The 15,072-nt window shown below is 57.8% G+C and carries 13 protein-coding genes; 12 read left to right on the top strand and 1 reads right to left on the bottom strand.

Annotation, left to right across the window (positions count from 1 at the left end; all coding sequences use genetic code 11):
- The first annotated feature begins 340 nt into the window (after positions 1 to 340).
- The 6 genes from ccoG (at position 341) to nusG (ending at position 5,603) form a co-directional block, all read left to right on the top strand.
- Positions 341 to 1,768: a cytochrome c oxidase accessory protein CcoG gene (gene ccoG / locus GOW31_RS20155; protein WP_171172551.1), complete on the top strand. Its 1,428-nt coding sequence runs from the start codon at positions 341 to 343 to the stop codon at positions 1,766 to 1,768.
- Between the two features lie 2 nt (positions 1,769 to 1,770).
- Entirely contained in the window at positions 1,771 to 2,229 is a 459-nt protein-coding gene (locus tag GOW31_RS20150; protein ID WP_171172548.1) for a FixH family protein, read from the top strand.
- A gap of 2 nt (positions 2,230 to 2,231) precedes the next feature.
- Entirely contained in the window at positions 2,232 to 4,409 is a 2,178-nt protein-coding gene (locus GOW31_RS20145; RefSeq protein WP_171172546.1) for a heavy metal translocating P-type ATPase, read from the top strand.
- 5 nt (positions 4,410 to 4,414) lie between these two features.
- Positions 4,415 to 4,573, top strand: coding sequence for a cbb3-type cytochrome oxidase assembly protein CcoS (gene ccoS, locus GOW31_RS20140; RefSeq protein WP_152459183.1), 159 nt, complete (start codon positions 4,415 to 4,417; stop codon positions 4,571 to 4,573).
- Positions 4,574 to 4,672: 99 nt separating this feature from the next.
- Positions 4,673 to 4,870 carry a preprotein translocase subunit SecE gene (secE, locus tag GOW31_RS20135; protein WP_050605011.1) on the top strand — a complete coding sequence of 66 codons (198 nt, stop codon included), beginning with the start codon at positions 4,673 to 4,675 and terminating at the stop codon, positions 4,868 to 4,870.
- A gap of 199 nt (positions 4,871 to 5,069) precedes the next feature.
- Positions 5,070 to 5,603, top strand: a complete 534-nt coding sequence (gene nusG / locus GOW31_RS20130; RefSeq protein ID WP_152459924.1) for a transcription termination/antitermination protein NusG — start codon at positions 5,070 to 5,072, stop codon at positions 5,601 to 5,603.
- A gap of 87 nt (positions 5,604 to 5,690) precedes the next feature.
- Here nusG and GOW31_RS20125 read toward each other — a convergent pair whose 3' ends face one another.
- Positions 5,691 to 6,920, bottom strand: coding sequence for a peptidoglycan-binding domain-containing protein (locus GOW31_RS20125; RefSeq protein ID WP_171172544.1), 1,230 nt, complete (start codon positions 6,918 to 6,920; stop codon positions 5,691 to 5,693).
- A gap of 382 nt (positions 6,921 to 7,302) precedes the next feature.
- On the opposite strand from GOW31_RS20125, the gene rplK reads away from it, so the two are divergent.
- The 6 genes from rplK to rpoB all read left to right on the top strand — a co-directional run bounded on the left by rplK (position 7,303) and on the right by rpoB (position 15,024).
- Positions 7,303 to 7,752, top strand: a complete 450-nt coding sequence (gene rplK / locus GOW31_RS20120) for a 50S ribosomal protein L11 (RefSeq protein ID WP_037314971.1) — start codon at positions 7,303 to 7,305, stop codon at positions 7,750 to 7,752.
- 1 nt (position 7,753) lies between these two features.
- Positions 7,754 to 8,452: a 50S ribosomal protein L1 gene (rplA, locus tag GOW31_RS20115; RefSeq protein ID WP_171119843.1), complete on the top strand. Its 699-nt coding sequence runs from the start codon at positions 7,754 to 7,756 to the stop codon at positions 8,450 to 8,452.
- Positions 8,453 to 8,574: 122 nt separating this feature from the next.
- Positions 8,575 to 9,339, top strand: a complete 765-nt coding sequence (locus GOW31_RS20110) for a nuclear transport factor 2 family protein (protein WP_254441780.1) — start codon at positions 8,575 to 8,577, stop codon at positions 9,337 to 9,339.
- A gap of 322 nt (positions 9,340 to 9,661) precedes the next feature.
- Positions 9,662 to 10,180: a 50S ribosomal protein L10 gene (gene rplJ, locus GOW31_RS20105; RefSeq protein ID WP_152459179.1), complete on the top strand. Its 519-nt coding sequence runs from the start codon at positions 9,662 to 9,664 to the stop codon at positions 10,178 to 10,180.
- A gap of 79 nt (positions 10,181 to 10,259) precedes the next feature.
- Entirely contained in the window at positions 10,260 to 10,637 is a 378-nt protein-coding gene (rplL, locus tag GOW31_RS20100; RefSeq protein WP_152459178.1) for a 50S ribosomal protein L7/L12, read from the top strand.
- A gap of 250 nt (positions 10,638 to 10,887) precedes the next feature.
- Positions 10,888 to 15,024, top strand: coding sequence for a DNA-directed RNA polymerase subunit beta (rpoB, locus tag GOW31_RS20095; RefSeq protein ID WP_171172541.1), 4,137 nt, complete (start codon positions 10,888 to 10,890; stop codon positions 15,022 to 15,024).
- The last annotated feature ends 48 nt before the right edge of the window (positions 15,025 to 15,072 follow it).

Below are 15,072 nucleotides of genomic sequence, written 5' to 3'. Positions count from 1 at the left end.
ACAGCCGGTGCTTTTTTACACTGAATTCCTGTTGTTTTGCCATTCCGTTCTTTGCAACGACGGCTGATCACCCGCGTTCGGGCAGGGCTGACCCGGGGCTGCGACAATTGGTCGGCACTTGGAAAACTGCATGTACCACGTGTAGCTGGTATCGCGCCACAAGTAGATTTTCCGCCAAAATAGGCTGAAAATCGGCTAAAATACCTGATCTCCGGTGCCGGCAAGATGGGCTGATCTTCAAAAGATGTTTGCTCGATGCGCTTTTTGACCCATGTCAAAGTTCGCCTAGGCATGATCTGGAACAAGACGTCTTCAGAAGACCCATTTGTGGAGCCAGCCAGTGAGCGATTCCGATCCCGCCCCCAGCCTTTACGCCGCGCGTGAGCCGATTTTTCCAAGACGTGTTTCGGGGCCGTTTCGAAACCTGAAATGGATCATCCTCATCGTGACACTGGGCATCTACTATGTGACACCTTGGATCAGATGGGATCGCGGCCCCAGCCTGCCTGATCAGGCTGTCCTGCTGGATCTTGCAAATCGACGTTTTTATTTCTTCTGGATCGAGATCTGGCCGCACGAATTCTACTTTGTCGCTGGTCTGCTGATCATGGCAGGTTTGGGTCTGTTCCTGTTTACGTCCGCTCTGGGTCGCGTTTGGTGCGGATACGCATGCCCGCAAACCGTCTGGACGGACCTGTTCATTCTGGTCGAGCGGTGGATTGAAGGTGACAGAAACGCCCGCCTGCGCCTGCACCGTCAGGAAAAGCTTGATTTCCGAAAGGCTCGCTTGCGGGCCACCAAATGGGCGGTCTGGTTTCTGATCGGTTTGGCGACAGGTGGTGCCTGGGTGTTCTATTTCGCGGATGCACCTACGCTGGCCCGTGATCTTGTGACGGGCAACGCGCATCCCGTTGCCTACACGACGATGTTGATCCTGACGGGTACAACCTTCTTCTTCGGCGGGTTCGCCCGCGAGCAGATCTGTATCTATGCCTGCCCATGGCCGCGCATTCAGGCGGCGATGATGGATGAGGACACGCTGGTTGTCGGCTATCGCGAATGGCGGGGTGAACCGCGCGGCAAAGGCAAGCGGACGGCCGATTCTGAATTGGGGGATTGCATCGACTGTATGGCCTGCGTGAATGTCTGCCCTGTCGGGATCGATATTCGGGATGGCCAGCAGCTGGAATGTATCACCTGTGCCCTTTGTATCGACGCTTGTGATGACATGATGGCCAAGATCGGAAAGCCACGAGGGCTGATCGACTACATGGCGCTGAGCGATGAAGAGCATGAGCGATCCGGCGAGCCCGCCAAGAATGTCTGGAAGCACATTCTGAGGCCGCGTACGATCATGTACACCGCATTGTGGGCGCTGGTCGGGTTCGGGCTGTTGTTTGCACTCTTCATCCGTTCTGACATCGATCTGACTGTTGCACCGGTCCGCAACCCCACTTTCGTCACCCTGTCGGACGGTACAATCCGCAACACCTATGACGTTCGTCTGCGCAATAAGCACGGTGAGGACCGTCTGTTCAAACTGTCTTTGGCGGGCGATCCGGCGATGCGACTGGAAATCGAGGGAACCAATATCGATACTGTGAATGTCACGGCGGATACGGCACAATTGACCCGTGTATATATCGTGGCCTCCCGCGATAGCGATCCGGCCGCAGCAGAGGCGACGCCAGTACGGATCTGGGTCGAAGACCTCAGCAGCGGCGAACGCGCCTACAAGGACACCACGTTTAACGGACGAGGGAACTGATCATGGCCGAACGTAAATTCACCGGAAAGCACGCTTTGGCCGTGTTTGTCGGCGCTTTTGGCGTGATCATCGCGGTGAACCTCGTGCTGGCGTATAATGCGGTGAAAACCTTTCCCGGGTTGGAGGTCAAGAACTCCTACGTCGCCAGCCAGGAGTTCAACGAGCGCCTGAAAGAGCAGCAGGCGCTGGGCTGGACAGTTCGGGCGGAAACCAAAGGCGGCCTTCTGATCCTGCACATCACCGACGAAAGCGGTGCGCCAGTTGAGGTGAGCGAATTGCAGGCCGTGGTCGGCCGGGCAACCCATTTGCGCGACGACTTCGTGCCGGATTTTACGTTCGACGGTACAGCCTATGCCACGCCTGCTACACTGGGTAAGGGCAACTGGAACATCCGATTGGTGGCGCGTGACGGAAAAGGCGCCGAATTCTCGCAGCGCGTCCCGCTTTACGTGAAGGGGTAAGCATGACGGCTCAGCTTTCATCCGGCACAGCAGCCTGCCCGGGCTGCCTTGCGGCCCCGGCAGAACCGGCCCGGCCCATACCGGAAGATGTGCAGATCGCCTTGTCGCTGCCGGGCATTCATTGCTCGGCCTGTATCGCGACGGTCGAGCGTGAACTGAACGCGCATCCCGGCGTCGAAGACGCCCGGGTGAACCTGACGCTCAAACGCGCGATGATCAAAGCCACGCCGGAAACGCGTGCAAGCGATCTGATCCCGGTGCTTGAACAGGCAGGATTCGAAGCACATGAGCTTGATCCGGGGGCTTTGTCCGCAACGCAGACAGACAAGGCCGGGCGTGATCTTCTGATGCGGCTGGCCGTGGCCGGGTTTGCATCCATGAACGTGATGTTGCTGTCGGTGTCGGTATGGTCCGGTGCGACGGATGCAACGCGGGACATGTTCCACTGGATTTCAGCGGCCATTGCGCTGCCGGCCATTGCGTTCTCGGCCCAGCCGTTCTTTGCCAATGCCTGGAGCGCCCTGCGCGTGCGACGGCTGAATATGGATGTGCCGATTGTGCTGGCGATCCTGTTGGCGCTGGTCACGTCGCTGTGGGAAACCGCGTTGAGCGGCGAGCATGCCTATTTCGACGCAGCCCTGACATTGACCTTCTTTCTGCTGGCCGGACGGTATCTTGATTACCGCACCCGTGCCGCGGCGCGATCTGCGGCCGAGGAATTGACCGCGTTGGAAGTTCCCCGCGCCATTCGTGTCGCCGATGGGGTTGAAGATGAAGTTCCCGTTGCCGAGTTGCGCGTCGGAGACCTGATCCTTGTGCGACCGGGTGGGCGCATGCCCGTGGACGGCCAGATCGTGTCGGGTCAGTCAGAACTGGATCGATCCCTTCTGACGGGTGAGACGGTGCCAGTCTTTGCCGAAGCCGGACAGACTGTGAGCGCGGGCGAAGTCAACCTGACGGGTCCGTTGACAATCCGGGCAACGGCGGTCGGGGAAGACACGTCGCTCCATCGTATGGCTGATCTGGTCGCCATCGCCGAGTCTGGCCGGTCCCGTTATACCTCGTTGGCCGACAAGGCCGCCAAGCTGTATGCGCCGGGTGTTCACATTCTGTCGGCGCTCAGCTTTGTTGGGTGGTACATCTATTCCGGTGACTTGCGCACGGCGCTGAATATCGCGGCGGCTGTTCTGATTATTACCTGCCCCTGTGCGTTGGGTCTGGCCGTGCCAGCAGTAACCACGGCCGCGTCGGGCCGGTTGTTCCGCAAGGGAATGCTGATCAAGCACGCCACGGCACTGGAGCGGCTGTCCGAAGCCGACACGGTTGTATTCGACAAGACAGGCACGCTGACATCCGGCGCACCCGAACTGGTCAATCTGGCAGACCATGCACGCGCCAAGGTCGAGGTCGCTCTGGCGCTGGCCGAGGCTTCTGCACATCCCTTGTCCGTATCACTGGCAAAAGCGGCGCGCGCGGCAGGGATCAAACCAGCAAATGTGCGGGGAATAGCCGAGGTTCCCGGCTATGGCACTGAGGGCGAATTCCGTGGTCAACGTGTTCGTCTGGGGCGGGCGGCCTGGGTCGGCGCGGATCAGGGCGCCGATACTTCAGCCTGGCTTGCAATCGGCGAGGACGCACCCGTGGCCTTCCGATTCTCGGACGCGTTGCGCCCCGGCGCTGCTGAGGCGGTGGATGCCCTGCGTGCTTCGGGCAAACGTGTACTTTTGATTTCAGGGGATTCGCAGGGGGCGGTGCGCGCCTTGGCCGAAAAACTGGGAATCACGGATTGGATCGCCGAGGCTTTGCCGCAGGACAAGGCAAGACGCATTCAGGATCTCAGCGATGAAGGCCACAAAGTTCTGATGGTTGGCGACGGGCTGAACGATACCGCCGCTTTGGCCGCGGCGCATGTGTCGATCTCTCCGGCCTCTGCGCTGGATGCGGCGCGGGTCGCGTCGGATATCGTGCTGTTGGGCAATGATCTTTCGCCCATTGCGGATGCGTGTGACACGGCCGTCAAAGCCACCAGACGCATTCGCGAAAACTTCCAGATCGCAACCGTTTACAACGTGATCGCCGTTCCTCTGGCCGTGATCGGATTGGCGACACCGCTGATCGCGGCCTTGGCGATGTCGACCTCGTCCATTACCGTGTCCCTGAACGCCCTGCGGCTGAGGTAACCTGAATGGAAGTGCTTGCTTATCTGATCCCGATTTCCCTGTTCCTGGGGGGCGTTGGTCTGGCTGCCTTTGTATATACCGTTCGTACGAACCAGTACGAAGACCCCGAAGGTGATGCGCGCCGGATCCTGAGTGACGAATGGGATGACAAACCCAAACCCTGAACGAATGCCCCATAGAGGCAGAGTTGAACCAACTGCCCTTGAAATTGCCGCAATGCCCGGCTATGTCCGGCCCATCCGCTAGCAGAGAGAACACGCCAAATGGCCACCACCAATCCGATCCAGTTCATTCAGCAAGTCCGTGCCGAAGTCTCCAAGGTCGTCTGGCCGACCCGGCGCGAGGTGCTGTTGACCACGGTAATGGTCTTCATCATGGCGGCGCTGACGGCTGTATTTTTCGCTTTGGTCGATTTGGGTATTCGGGGTGGTCTTCAACTGATCCTGGGTGCTTTCAGCTAGACGGGATCAGCGCGCTGAAACGTCTCTGCCCCCTTGCGCTGCGGGCAATGTCAGAGTAGGTGACGCGGTACTATTCGGAATGGGCGTGTGGCGATTCGGGCTGCGCGCCGCTTTTTATTCCGGATGGCGTGACAAGATTTTAATGACGGGTGTGTCCGGTACGCTTGATGCCCCGAAGACAAACAAGGACGACAGGTTCATGGCGAAACGGTGGTACTCGGTCAGCGTTCTTTCGAATTTCGAAAAGAAGATCGCAGAACAGATCCGCACGTCGGTGGCTGAACAGGGCCTTGAGGACGATATCGATGAAGTTCTGGTGCCCACCGAAGAGGTGATCGAAGTGCGCCGGGGCAAGAAGGTCACGACCGAACGCCGCTTTATGCCTGGTTACGTTCTGGTGCATATGGAAATGTCGGATCAGGGGTATCACCTGATCAACTCGATCAACCGCGTCACTGGTTTCCTGGGCCCGCAAGGCCGCCCGATGCCGATGCGCGACGCCGAAGTGAATCAGATCCTGAACCGTGTTCAGGAAGGTGAAGAAGCACCCAAGCTGATGATCAGCTTCGAGGTCGGTGAGAAGGTCAAAGTCAACGACGGCCCGTTCGAGGATTTCGACGGCATGGTCGAAGGTGTGGACGACGAAAACCAGAAGCTGAAGGTTTCGGTTTCGATCTTTGGCCGGGAAACTCCGGTCGAGCTGGACTTCACGCAGGTTACCAAGCAGAGCTGAGGAAACGTTCCTCGAGAATTGAAGCGCCGCGATGCCAAGGGCAACGCGGCGTTTTTTTGTTTGGGTATTCGCTGAAAACGGATCGACCTATTGCGCCTGAACCATGGCCGCGCGCAAGAGTTGCGGGCGGTCGGTCTGCGAGGGCAGGAACACAGCCTGCGATCCGGCATCCAGTGCCGACAGGCTCGCGTCATACCACTGCATCGCAAGATCGCGACGTTTCTGCACACCGAAGCCTTCGCGCAGATGGTGGCCAATCAGCTCGCCATAGGCGGGCTCACCCATTGCGACCAGCATCAGGGCAGACCCAAGAGCAGCATCCATGTTGTCCTGACGATAGCCAATCGCCAGGCAGACCTTACTTGTGGCGGCAAGATCTTGGGGGCTGAGGCCCGAGTCCAGCGCCAGCTTGCGCATCTGGGTTTCAGCCTCAGTTTTCGAGTTGATAGACAGAGCATCAACCTGAGGCGCCACCATTTCACCATACGAGTCGCATTGAGCACTCACCTGATCCGGCGTCAGCCCCTGGATATCCTGAATCAGATCTTCACCGCGCGCCATCGCGTAGCTGCGGGCAAGACAGAACTGTTCGCTGAGCGCAAAGTCGGGATCCGACATGTTCGCCAGGGTTGTATAGCCGCCATTGGTAGATGTTTGCAGCATGACCCCGCTACAGCGATTGGCCAGCGACGGGCCTCCGGTGCCGCCGGAAAACAGGCTCGGCAGGCTGGCAGACGTTGTTTCGGTTGTCTCCGGCTCAGGTTCTTGCGGTGTCGCAACCGGAACAGGTTGTGCCGGGGCGGCTTGTGCCGGAGCTTGCGGGGCAGTAGCCAAAGCAGATCCCGTCTGCACCTGACGGCGATACGCCATCAGAAGCGGTTGGCCCGCAAGTTGAGTCGTCGCCTGTCCACCGCTTGTGGCCCAATAGTAGGCTTGCATCAGAAAATCATACTGATACGGCTGAAAATCATAGCCGTTTACAGGATAACCCATCGAGGCCTGATAGCGTTCGATTGCGGACCGGGTGCCACGACCGACCTGACCATCGACCCTTCCTGCATTATACCCGAAGTAATTGAGCGCGGTCTGGGTTTGCGCGCCTTGTGTGGTAGACGGAATACCTGACCGATAGGTGCGGTTCGATGTAGTTGTTCTCTGAGATTTTTTCTTTTGTTGGTCCTTGCCGATTGCGTAACCAACGATCCCGCCGACGACCGCACCACCAAGAAACTCTCCAGCGTCGGCCCGCGCCGTTTGAGGGATGGCAGCAGCAAGAGAAAAGGCGATGCCAAGAGTTAAAGCTAAACGAAGTATCATAATTAACCTCCACCAATAATCACAATTTTTAAGGAGTATAGCACGGTCATCTGCGTTGTGGCGAAGCAAGCGCCAATGTCGCGTTCAGTTGGCGGCAAACTGGCGGTTTTACATGTCTTTGCAGATTGTTAGAGGAATTTGAAGCCGCGCGGACACTCGCGTGTAATCACGCAGGCAGCAAGAATCCTCTCAGGGTTTGATTCGGTACAACCCAAATGGTGCTCCAACCACTTGTCATCTCTCCTGATCCCATGTAAACGCCGCCTCTATCGTCTTTGGGCGAGATTCTCTCGTGGGAGGTTGCCGGGGTCGCGATCCCGGACCGGACCACGCAACATAATCTGGGTGGGACGCGTTTCACCCAAGTTGAAAGGAAAACCAAATGGCCAAGAAGCTTGCTGGTACAATGAAACTGCAGGTTCCTGCAGGTCAGGCGAACCCGTCGCCGCCAGTTGGTCCGGCGCTGGGTCAGCGCGGCATCAACATCATGGAATTCTGCAAGGCGTTCAACGCCAAGACCGCAGACATGGAGCAAGGCGCACCTTGCCCGACCGTGATCACCTATTATCAGGACAAGTCCTTCACCATGGACATCAAGACGCCGCCCGCGTCTTATTACCTGAAAAAAGCAGCTGGTCTGAAGCCGGTTGGTAAGCGTAACCGCCCCCGTGGCGCGGAAAACCCAGGTCGTGAGACCGTGGCAACCGTGACCTCGAAGCAGGTTCGCGAAATCGCCGAAGCCAAAATGAAAGATCTGAACGCCAACGACGTCGAAGGCGCAATGCAGATCATCCTGGGCTCGGCCCGCTCTATGGGCATCGAGGTGAAGTAAGATGGCAAAACTCGGTAAACGTACGCGCGCCGCGCGCGAAGCTGTCGCTGGCAAGGAAAACCTGTCGGTAGACGAAGCAGTTGCCCTGGTCAAAGCCAATGCAACGTCGAAATTCGACGAAACCATCGAGATCGCTCTGAACCTGGGCGTTGACACCCGTCACGCGGACCAGATGGTTCGAGGTGTTGTCGGCCTGCCGAACGGCACCGGTAAAGCGATGCGCGTTGCTGTTTTCGCTCGTGGCCCCAAGGCAGACGAAGCGAAAGAAGCAGGCGCGGATATCGTTGGTGCAGAAGACCTGATGGAAACCATCCAGGGCGGCACCATCGAATTCGATCGCTGCATTGCCACCCCGGACATGATGCCGATCGTCGGTCGTCTGGGTAAAGTTCTGGGCCCCCGCAACCTGATGCCGAACCCCAAGGTTGGCACCGTGACCATGGACGTGAAAGCGGCCGTGGAAGCAGCCAAGGGCGGTGAAGTTCAGTTCAAGGCGGAAAAAGGCGGCGTTGTGCATGCCGGTGTTGGCAAAGCGTCGTTCGACGAAGCCAAACTGGCTGAAAACGTCCGCGCGTTTGTCTCGGCTGTAGCCAAGGCGAAACCGTCGGGCGCCAAAGGCACCTATATGAAGAAAATCGCGCTGAGCTCGACCATGGGCCCCGGTGTGACCGTTGATGTAGCAGAGGCCTCGGGCGAGTAAGCCAGACAAATCTGATGCAAAGAATTGATCCCGGGTGGTGCAAACTGCCCGGGATTTTCATTTTGCCGGGTTCGGTGCGAAGATAAATCGCATGCATTTCAGTTCTGGCAATCGAACGGACCATGGCTATGGAAACTAAGCGCGAACTGCTCCAAAGATTTCTTAAGGGTTTGGAAACCGGTGACGCCATGGCGGCAGCGGTTGTGAATGAAGAGAAGTACATCCAGCACAACCCTCAAACTCACGAAGGCAGCGAAGGTATTGCCGACCTGTTCGCAAGGCTGTCCAAAACCTCACCCAAGGTTACATTCAAAAGGGTTTTCGAGGATGGCGACTTTGCCTTTGCGCATATCGAGTACGATTTCAGTAGCCTGCGCGCCGCGTTTGAGGTGTTTCGGTTCGAAGATGGCAAAGCCGTAGAGCATTGGGACAACATTCAGCCTTTGCGCGGTCCAAACCTTTCTGGGCGTGGAATGCTGGATGGTCACACCGAAGTAACGGACCTGGAGAAGACGGAAGAAAACCGGGCCGCTAGCAGCATGTTTGTAACAGACGTTCTGATAAAGCGCAGGTTTGACAGATTGGCGGACTTTGTTGCAGAGGATCTAAAACAGCACAATCCGGACATGGCCGACGGAATCGTAGCGCTCAAGAACGTGTTGGAAGGAACAAGCGAAAGCGGGGCAAAATTTGTCTACAAGCATTTGCATCGGGTTTTGGCAGAGGGAAATTTCGTCCTTTGCGTGTGTGAAGGGGAAAGAATTGGGGTGCATTCCAGCTTTTATGATTTGTATCGCTGGGACGCTGATCGGATCGTCGAACATTGGAGCACCATCGAAGCGGTTCCGCCGCGCGAGGAATGGAAAAACGACAACGGGAAGTTCTGAAAACATGCCCTTGGAATTTGGGTGCTGTATGATCTGAATTGGGTGCAATTTACCCCTTGGAAACCCCCTCCATCTGCCCTAAGAAGACCTGCGGAACAAAGCGTGCGATTCGTCGTGCGCTTTGTTTCGTTTCGTCCAAGACGGTGGGTGGGTCCGTTCGGCCCCTTAATTCCCTGCCTGAGACGGGTAAGACCAAAGAATTCTGGGGGTCCCACCCTCGGGCGCATTTTGGCCAATCCCGTAACAAGGACCTGAACGCCGGAGCGAAAGCTGCGGCAAATATGAGCCGGGGTGAGGTTTCGCCCCTAACTTGGAGAGAACTGTGGATAGAGCCCAGAAAGAGAAAGTGGTCGAGGAACTCGGCCAAATCTTCGAAAGCTCTGGCGTCGTAGTGGTTGCCCACTACGCCGGTCTGACAGTTGCCGAGATGCAGGACCTGCGCGCGCGTGCACGCGAAGCGGGCGGTTCCGTGCGTGTTGCCAAAAACAGGCTCGCCAAAATCGCCCTTGAGGGTAAGCCGTGTGCAAACATGGCCGACCTGCTGACAGGGATGACCGTTCTGACCTATTCCGAGGACCCCGTGGCAGCAGCCAAGGTGGCCGAGGACTTCGCCAAGGAGAACAAAAAGTTCGAAATCCTTGGCGGTGCAATGGGCGAGAACGCTCTGGACCGCAAAGGCGTCGAAGCTGTTTCGAAAATGCCGTCTCGCGAGGAGCTTATTGCTTCGATCGTTGGCTGCATTGGCGCACCTGCTTCGAACATCGCCGGCGCGATTGGCGCACCTGCAAGCAATATCGCAAGCATCCTTTCCACCATCGAAGAGAAGGCGGAAGCTGCGTAAGCGGTTGGCACTGAATGATCTGCGTGGGGCATGTGCCCTGACGTTGGAACACACACTGTAAACGGAAAGAGCTGATAAAATGGCTGATCTGAAAGCACTCGCAGAAAGCATCGTGGGTCTGACCCTGCTGGAAGCACAAGAACTGAAAACCATCCTCAAAGACGAATACGGCATCGAGCCCGCAGCTGGCGGCGCCGTAATGGTCGCAGGTGCAGCTGGCGACGCCGGCGGCGCAGCCGAGGAAGAAAAAACCGAATTCGACGTCGTTCTGAAGAACGCCGGCGCATCGAAAATCAACGTCATCAAAGAAGTTCGCGGCATCACCGGCCTGGGCCTGAAAGAAGCCAAGGAACTGGTCGAAGCCGGCGGCAAGATCAAAGAAGGCGTGGACAAAGCAGAAGCAGAAGACGTCAAAGCCAAGCTGGAAGCAGCTGGCGCCGAAGTCGAACTGGCCTAAGCTTATCCTCAGGTGCATCGCTGATGTGCCGAAAAATTTGGCTGGGTCCGGAGAAATCCGGGTCCAGCCGAACCTGTCTTAGAAAGGGCCTCAAGACGCGAGGCGTTTTCTAAGACACGGTTTTCGGATCGGGAGGCCGCCTTCGGGACGGTGGCCATGAATTGATCCGGACGTGTTGTCTCGATTGTGCAAGATGCCGGGGCCCGACGGTGTCTTTGCCCGCTGAGAACATCGAAAGGTGACATCTGACATGGCTCAAACGTTCCTTGGCCAGAAACGTCTTCGTAAATATTACGGCAAAATCCGCGAAGTGCTGGAGATGCCGAACCTTATTGAGGTCCAGAAATCTTCTTATGATCTTTTCCTGCGCTCCGGCGATGCAGAGCAGCCCACTGACGGCGAAGGCATCAAGGGCGTGTTCCAGTCGGTTTTCCCGATCAAGGATTTCAACGAAACCTCCGTTCTGGAATTCGTGAAATACGATCTGGAAAAACCCAAATACGACGTTGAAGAATGTATGCAACGCGACATGACCTACAGCGCGCCGCTGAAGGTAACGCTGCGTTTGATCGTTTTTGATGTCGATGAGGACACCGGCGCAAAATCGGTAAAGGACATCAAGGAACAGGATGTCTTCATGGGCGATATGCCTTTGATGACGCCGAACGGCACATTTGTCGTGAACGGGACCGAGCGTGTGATCGTATCCCAGATGCACCGCTCGCCCGGTGTGTTCTTTGACCACGACAAAGGCAAGACCCACTCTTCGGGCAAGCTGCTGTTTGCCTGCCGCATCATCCCGTATCGCGGCAGCTGGCTGGACTTTGAGTTCGATGCCAAAGACATCGTGTTCGCCCGGATCGACCGTCGCCGCAAACTGCCTGTGACAACCCTGCTTTATGCATTGGGTCTGGATCAGGAAGCGATCATGGACGCGTATTACAACACCGTGTCCTACAAGCTGGACAAGAATAAGGGTTGGGTGACACCGTTCTTCCCCGAGCGCGTACGCGGCACCCGCCCGACCTATGATCTGGTTGACGCCAAATCCGGTGAAGTGATTGCCGAAGCGGGCAAGAAAGTTACCCCGCGCGCGGTCAAGAAGCTGATCGACGAAGGCACCGTCACTGATCTGCTGGTTCCGTTTGATCACATCGTCGGCAAGTTTGTCGCCAAGGACATTATCAACGAAGAAACCGGCGCGATCTATGTCGAAGCCGGTGATGAGCTGACCCTGGAATATGACAAAGACGGCGACCTGATTGGCGGCACCGTGAAAGAACTGATCGATGCGGGTATCACCGACATCCCGGTTCTGGACATCGACAACGTCAATGTTGGTCCGTACATGCGCAATACCATGGCTCAGGACAAGAACATGAGCCGCGAAACCGCGCTGATGGATATCTACCGCGTTATGCGTCCGGGTGAGCCGCCCACCGTCGAAGCGGCGTCGGCCCTGTTCGACACGCTGTTCTTCGACAGCGAGCGGTATGACCTGTCCGCCGTTGGCCGCGTGAAGATGAACATGCGCCTGGCTCTGGATGCGCCGGACACCCTGCGCACTTTGCGCCGCGAAGACATCGTGGCCTGCATCAAGGCGCTTGTTGAACTGCGTGACGGCAAAGGCGACGTGGACGACATCGACCACCTCGGCAACCGTCGCGTGCGTTCGGTTGGCGAACTGATGGAAAACCAGTACCGCGTCGGTCTGCTGCGCATGGAGCGCGCGATCAAAGAGCGTATGTCGTCGGTTGAAATCGACACCGTCATGCCTCAGGACCTGATCAACGCGAAACCTGCTGCGGCTGCTGTCCGCGAATTCTTCGGCTCGTCGCAGCTGTCGCAGTTCATGGACCAGACCAACCCGCTGTCGGAAGTCACCCACAAACGCCGTCTCTCGGCGCTTGGCCCCGGTGGTCTGACACGTGAGCGTGCGGGCTTTGAGGTGCGCGACGTGCACCCGACCCACTATGGCCGGATGTGCCCGATCGAAACGCCCGAAGGTCCGAACATCGGTCTGATCAACTCGCTGGCCACCTTTGCCCGCGTGAACAAGTACGGCTTCATCGAAACCCCTTATCGCGTCGTAAAAGACGGGCAGGTGACCGATGAGGTTCACTACATGTCCGCGACCGAGGAGATGCGTCACACCGTGGCGCAGGCGAACGCGACCTTGGATGCCGATGGCAAGTTCATCAATGATCTGGTTTCGACACGTCAGGCCGGTGACTACACGCTTGCCCCGCGCGAGAATGTGGACCTGATCGACGTGTCGCCGAAACAGCTGGTCTCGGTCGCTGCATCGCTGATCCCGTTCCTTGAAAATGACGACGCTAACCGCGCTCTGATGGGCTCGAACATGCAACGTCAGGCGGTTCCGCTGCTGCGGGCCGAGGCGCCGCTGGTCGGTACCGGTATCGAGGAAAAGGTTGCGATTGACTCGGGTGCTGCGATTCAGGCGAAACGCGCCGGTATCATCGACCAGGTCGATGCCCAGCGTATCGTTATCCGCGCCACCGAAGATCTGGAGCTGGGCGATGCTGGCGTTGACATCTATCGTCTGCGCAAGTTCCAGCGTTCGAACCAGAACACCTGCATCAACCAGCGTCCGCTGATCAAGGTGGGTGACACCGTCCAGAAGGGCGAAGTCATTGCCGACGGTCCGTCGACCGATATGGGTGAACTGGCTTTGGGTAAGAACGTGGTCGTCGCGTTCATGCCGTGGAACGGTTACAACTACGAAGACTCGATCCTGATCTCGGAGCGTATCGCGCGCGATGACGTATTTACCTCGGTCCATATCGAGGAGTTTGAAGTCGCCGCCCGTGACACCAAGCTGGGCCCGGAAGAGATCACCCGCGACATCCCGAATGTCGGTGAAGAAGCGCTGCGCAACCTCGACGAGGCGGGCATCGTTTACATCGGTGCGGACGTCGAGCCGGGCGATATCCTGGTCGGCAAGATCACTCCGAAGGGCGAAAGCCCGATGACCCCGGAAGAAAAGCTGCTGCGCGCCATCTTTGGTGAAAAAGCATCCGACGTGCGCGACACCTCGCTGCGCGTGAAGCCGGGCGATTACGGTACGGTCGTCGAAGTCCGCGTGTTCAACCGTCACGGCGTCGAAAAAGACGAACGTGCGTTGCAGATCGAGCGTGAGGAAGTCGAACGTCTGGCCCGTGACCGGGACGACGAGCTGGCGATCCTGGACCGCAACATCTATGCGCGTCTGCAAGGTCTGATCCTGGGTAAAACTGCGGTGAAAGGCCCGAAAGGCGTCAAGGCAGGGTCGGTGATCACCGAGGAGCTGCTGGAAACCCTGACCCGTGGTCAGTGGTGGCAGCTGGCGCTGGAAGACGAGCAGGATGCACAGATCGTCGAAGCTCTGAACGAGCAGTACGAAGTGCAAAAGCGTGCTCTGGACGCCCGTTTCGAGGACAAGGTCGAGAAAGTCCGTCGTGGCGACGATCTGCCGCCGGGTGTGATGAAGATGGTCAAAGTCTTCATCGCCGTGAAGCGCAAGTTGCAGCCGGGCGACAAGATGGCTGGTCGCCACGGGAACAAAGGTGTGATCTCCAAGGTTGTTCCGATGGAAGACATGCCGTTCCTGGCCGATGGTACGCCGGTTGACTTCTGTCTGAACCCGCTGGGTGTGCCGTCGCGTATGAACGTCGGTCAGATCCTTGAAACCCACATGGGGTGGGCCGCACGCGGTCTGGGTCTGAACATCGATGAGGCGCTGCAGGAATACCGCCGTTCGGGCGACCTGACGCCGGTACGTGACGCGATGAAACACGCCTATGGCGAGGATGTCTATGAAGAGGGCATCAGCGGCATGGACGAGGACCAGCTGATCGAAGCGGCCAGCAACGTCACCCGCGGTGTTCCGATTGCTACCCCGGTCTTTGACGGCGCCAAAGAGGCTGACGTCAACGACGCGCTGGTGCGCGCGGGCTTCTCGGAAAGCGGTCAGTCGATCCTGTTCGACGGTCGTACCGGTGAGCAATTCGCGCGTCCGGTGACCGTGGGCATCAAGTACCTGCTGAAACTGCACCACCTTGTGGACGACAAAATCCACGCGCGTTCGACCGGGCCGTACAGCCTGGTTACCCAGCAGCCGCTGGGTGGTAAGGCGCAGTTCGGTGGTCAGCGCTTTGGTGAGATGGAAGTCTGGGCTCTGGAAGCTTACGGCGCCGCCTACACTCTGCAGGAGATGCTCACCGTGAAATCGGATGACGTCGCCGGCCGGACCAAGGTCTATGAGTCGATCGTCAAGGGCGAGGATAACTTTGAAGCGGGCGTACCGGAATCGTTCAACGTTCTGGTGAAAGAAGTCCGTGGCCTCGGCCTGAATATGGAACTCCTGGATGCGGAGGTTGAGGAGTAAGGGCGCTGCCCTTTCTCCCGTCCCCCCTTCCGCAAGATTTGAGGTAAC

This window comes from Ruegeria sp. HKCCA0370 (assembly GCF_013033705.1).
Taxonomy (GTDB): Bacteria; Pseudomonadota; Alphaproteobacteria; order Rhodobacterales; family Rhodobacteraceae; genus Ruegeria.
Note: the sequence above shows the minus strand (reverse complement) of the source record. Positions and strands in the feature narration are given on the sequence as shown.

Bases quoted from the DNA above. Each gene is read 5' to 3' on its own strand.
- GOW31_RS20150 (WP_171172548.1), top strand. From the start codon at position 1,771: ATGGCCGAACGTAAATTCACCGGAAAGCACGCTTTGGCCGTGTTTGTC.
- GOW31_RS20145 (WP_171172546.1), top strand. From the start codon at position 2,232: ATGACGGCTCAGCTTTCATCCGGCACAGCAGCCTGCCCGGGCTGCCTT.
- ccoS (WP_152459183.1), top strand. From the start codon at position 4,415: ATGGAAGTGCTTGCTTATCTGATCCCGATTTCCCTGTTCCTGGGGGGC.
- secE (WP_050605011.1), top strand. From the start codon at position 4,673: ATGGCCACCACCAATCCGATCCAGTTCATTCAGCAAGTCCGTGCCGAA.
- nusG (WP_152459924.1), top strand. From the start codon at position 5,070: ATGGCGAAACGGTGGTACTCGGTCAGCGTTCTTTCGAATTTCGAAAAG.
- GOW31_RS20125 (WP_171172544.1), bottom strand. From the start codon at position 6,920: ATGATACTTCGTTTAGCTTTAACTCTTGGCATCGCCTTTTCTCTTGCT.
- rplK (WP_037314971.1), top strand. From the start codon at position 7,303: ATGGCCAAGAAGCTTGCTGGTACAATGAAACTGCAGGTTCCTGCAGGT.
- rplA (WP_171119843.1), top strand. From the start codon at position 7,754: ATGGCAAAACTCGGTAAACGTACGCGCGCCGCGCGCGAAGCTGTCGCT.
- GOW31_RS20110 (WP_254441780.1), top strand. From the start codon at position 8,575: ATGGCTATGGAAACTAAGCGCGAACTGCTCCAAAGATTTCTTAAGGGT.
- rplL (WP_152459178.1), top strand. From the start codon at position 10,260: ATGGCTGATCTGAAAGCACTCGCAGAAAGCATCGTGGGTCTGACCCTG.
- rpoB (WP_171172541.1), top strand. From the start codon at position 10,888: ATGGCTCAAACGTTCCTTGGCCAGAAACGTCTTCGTAAATATTACGGC.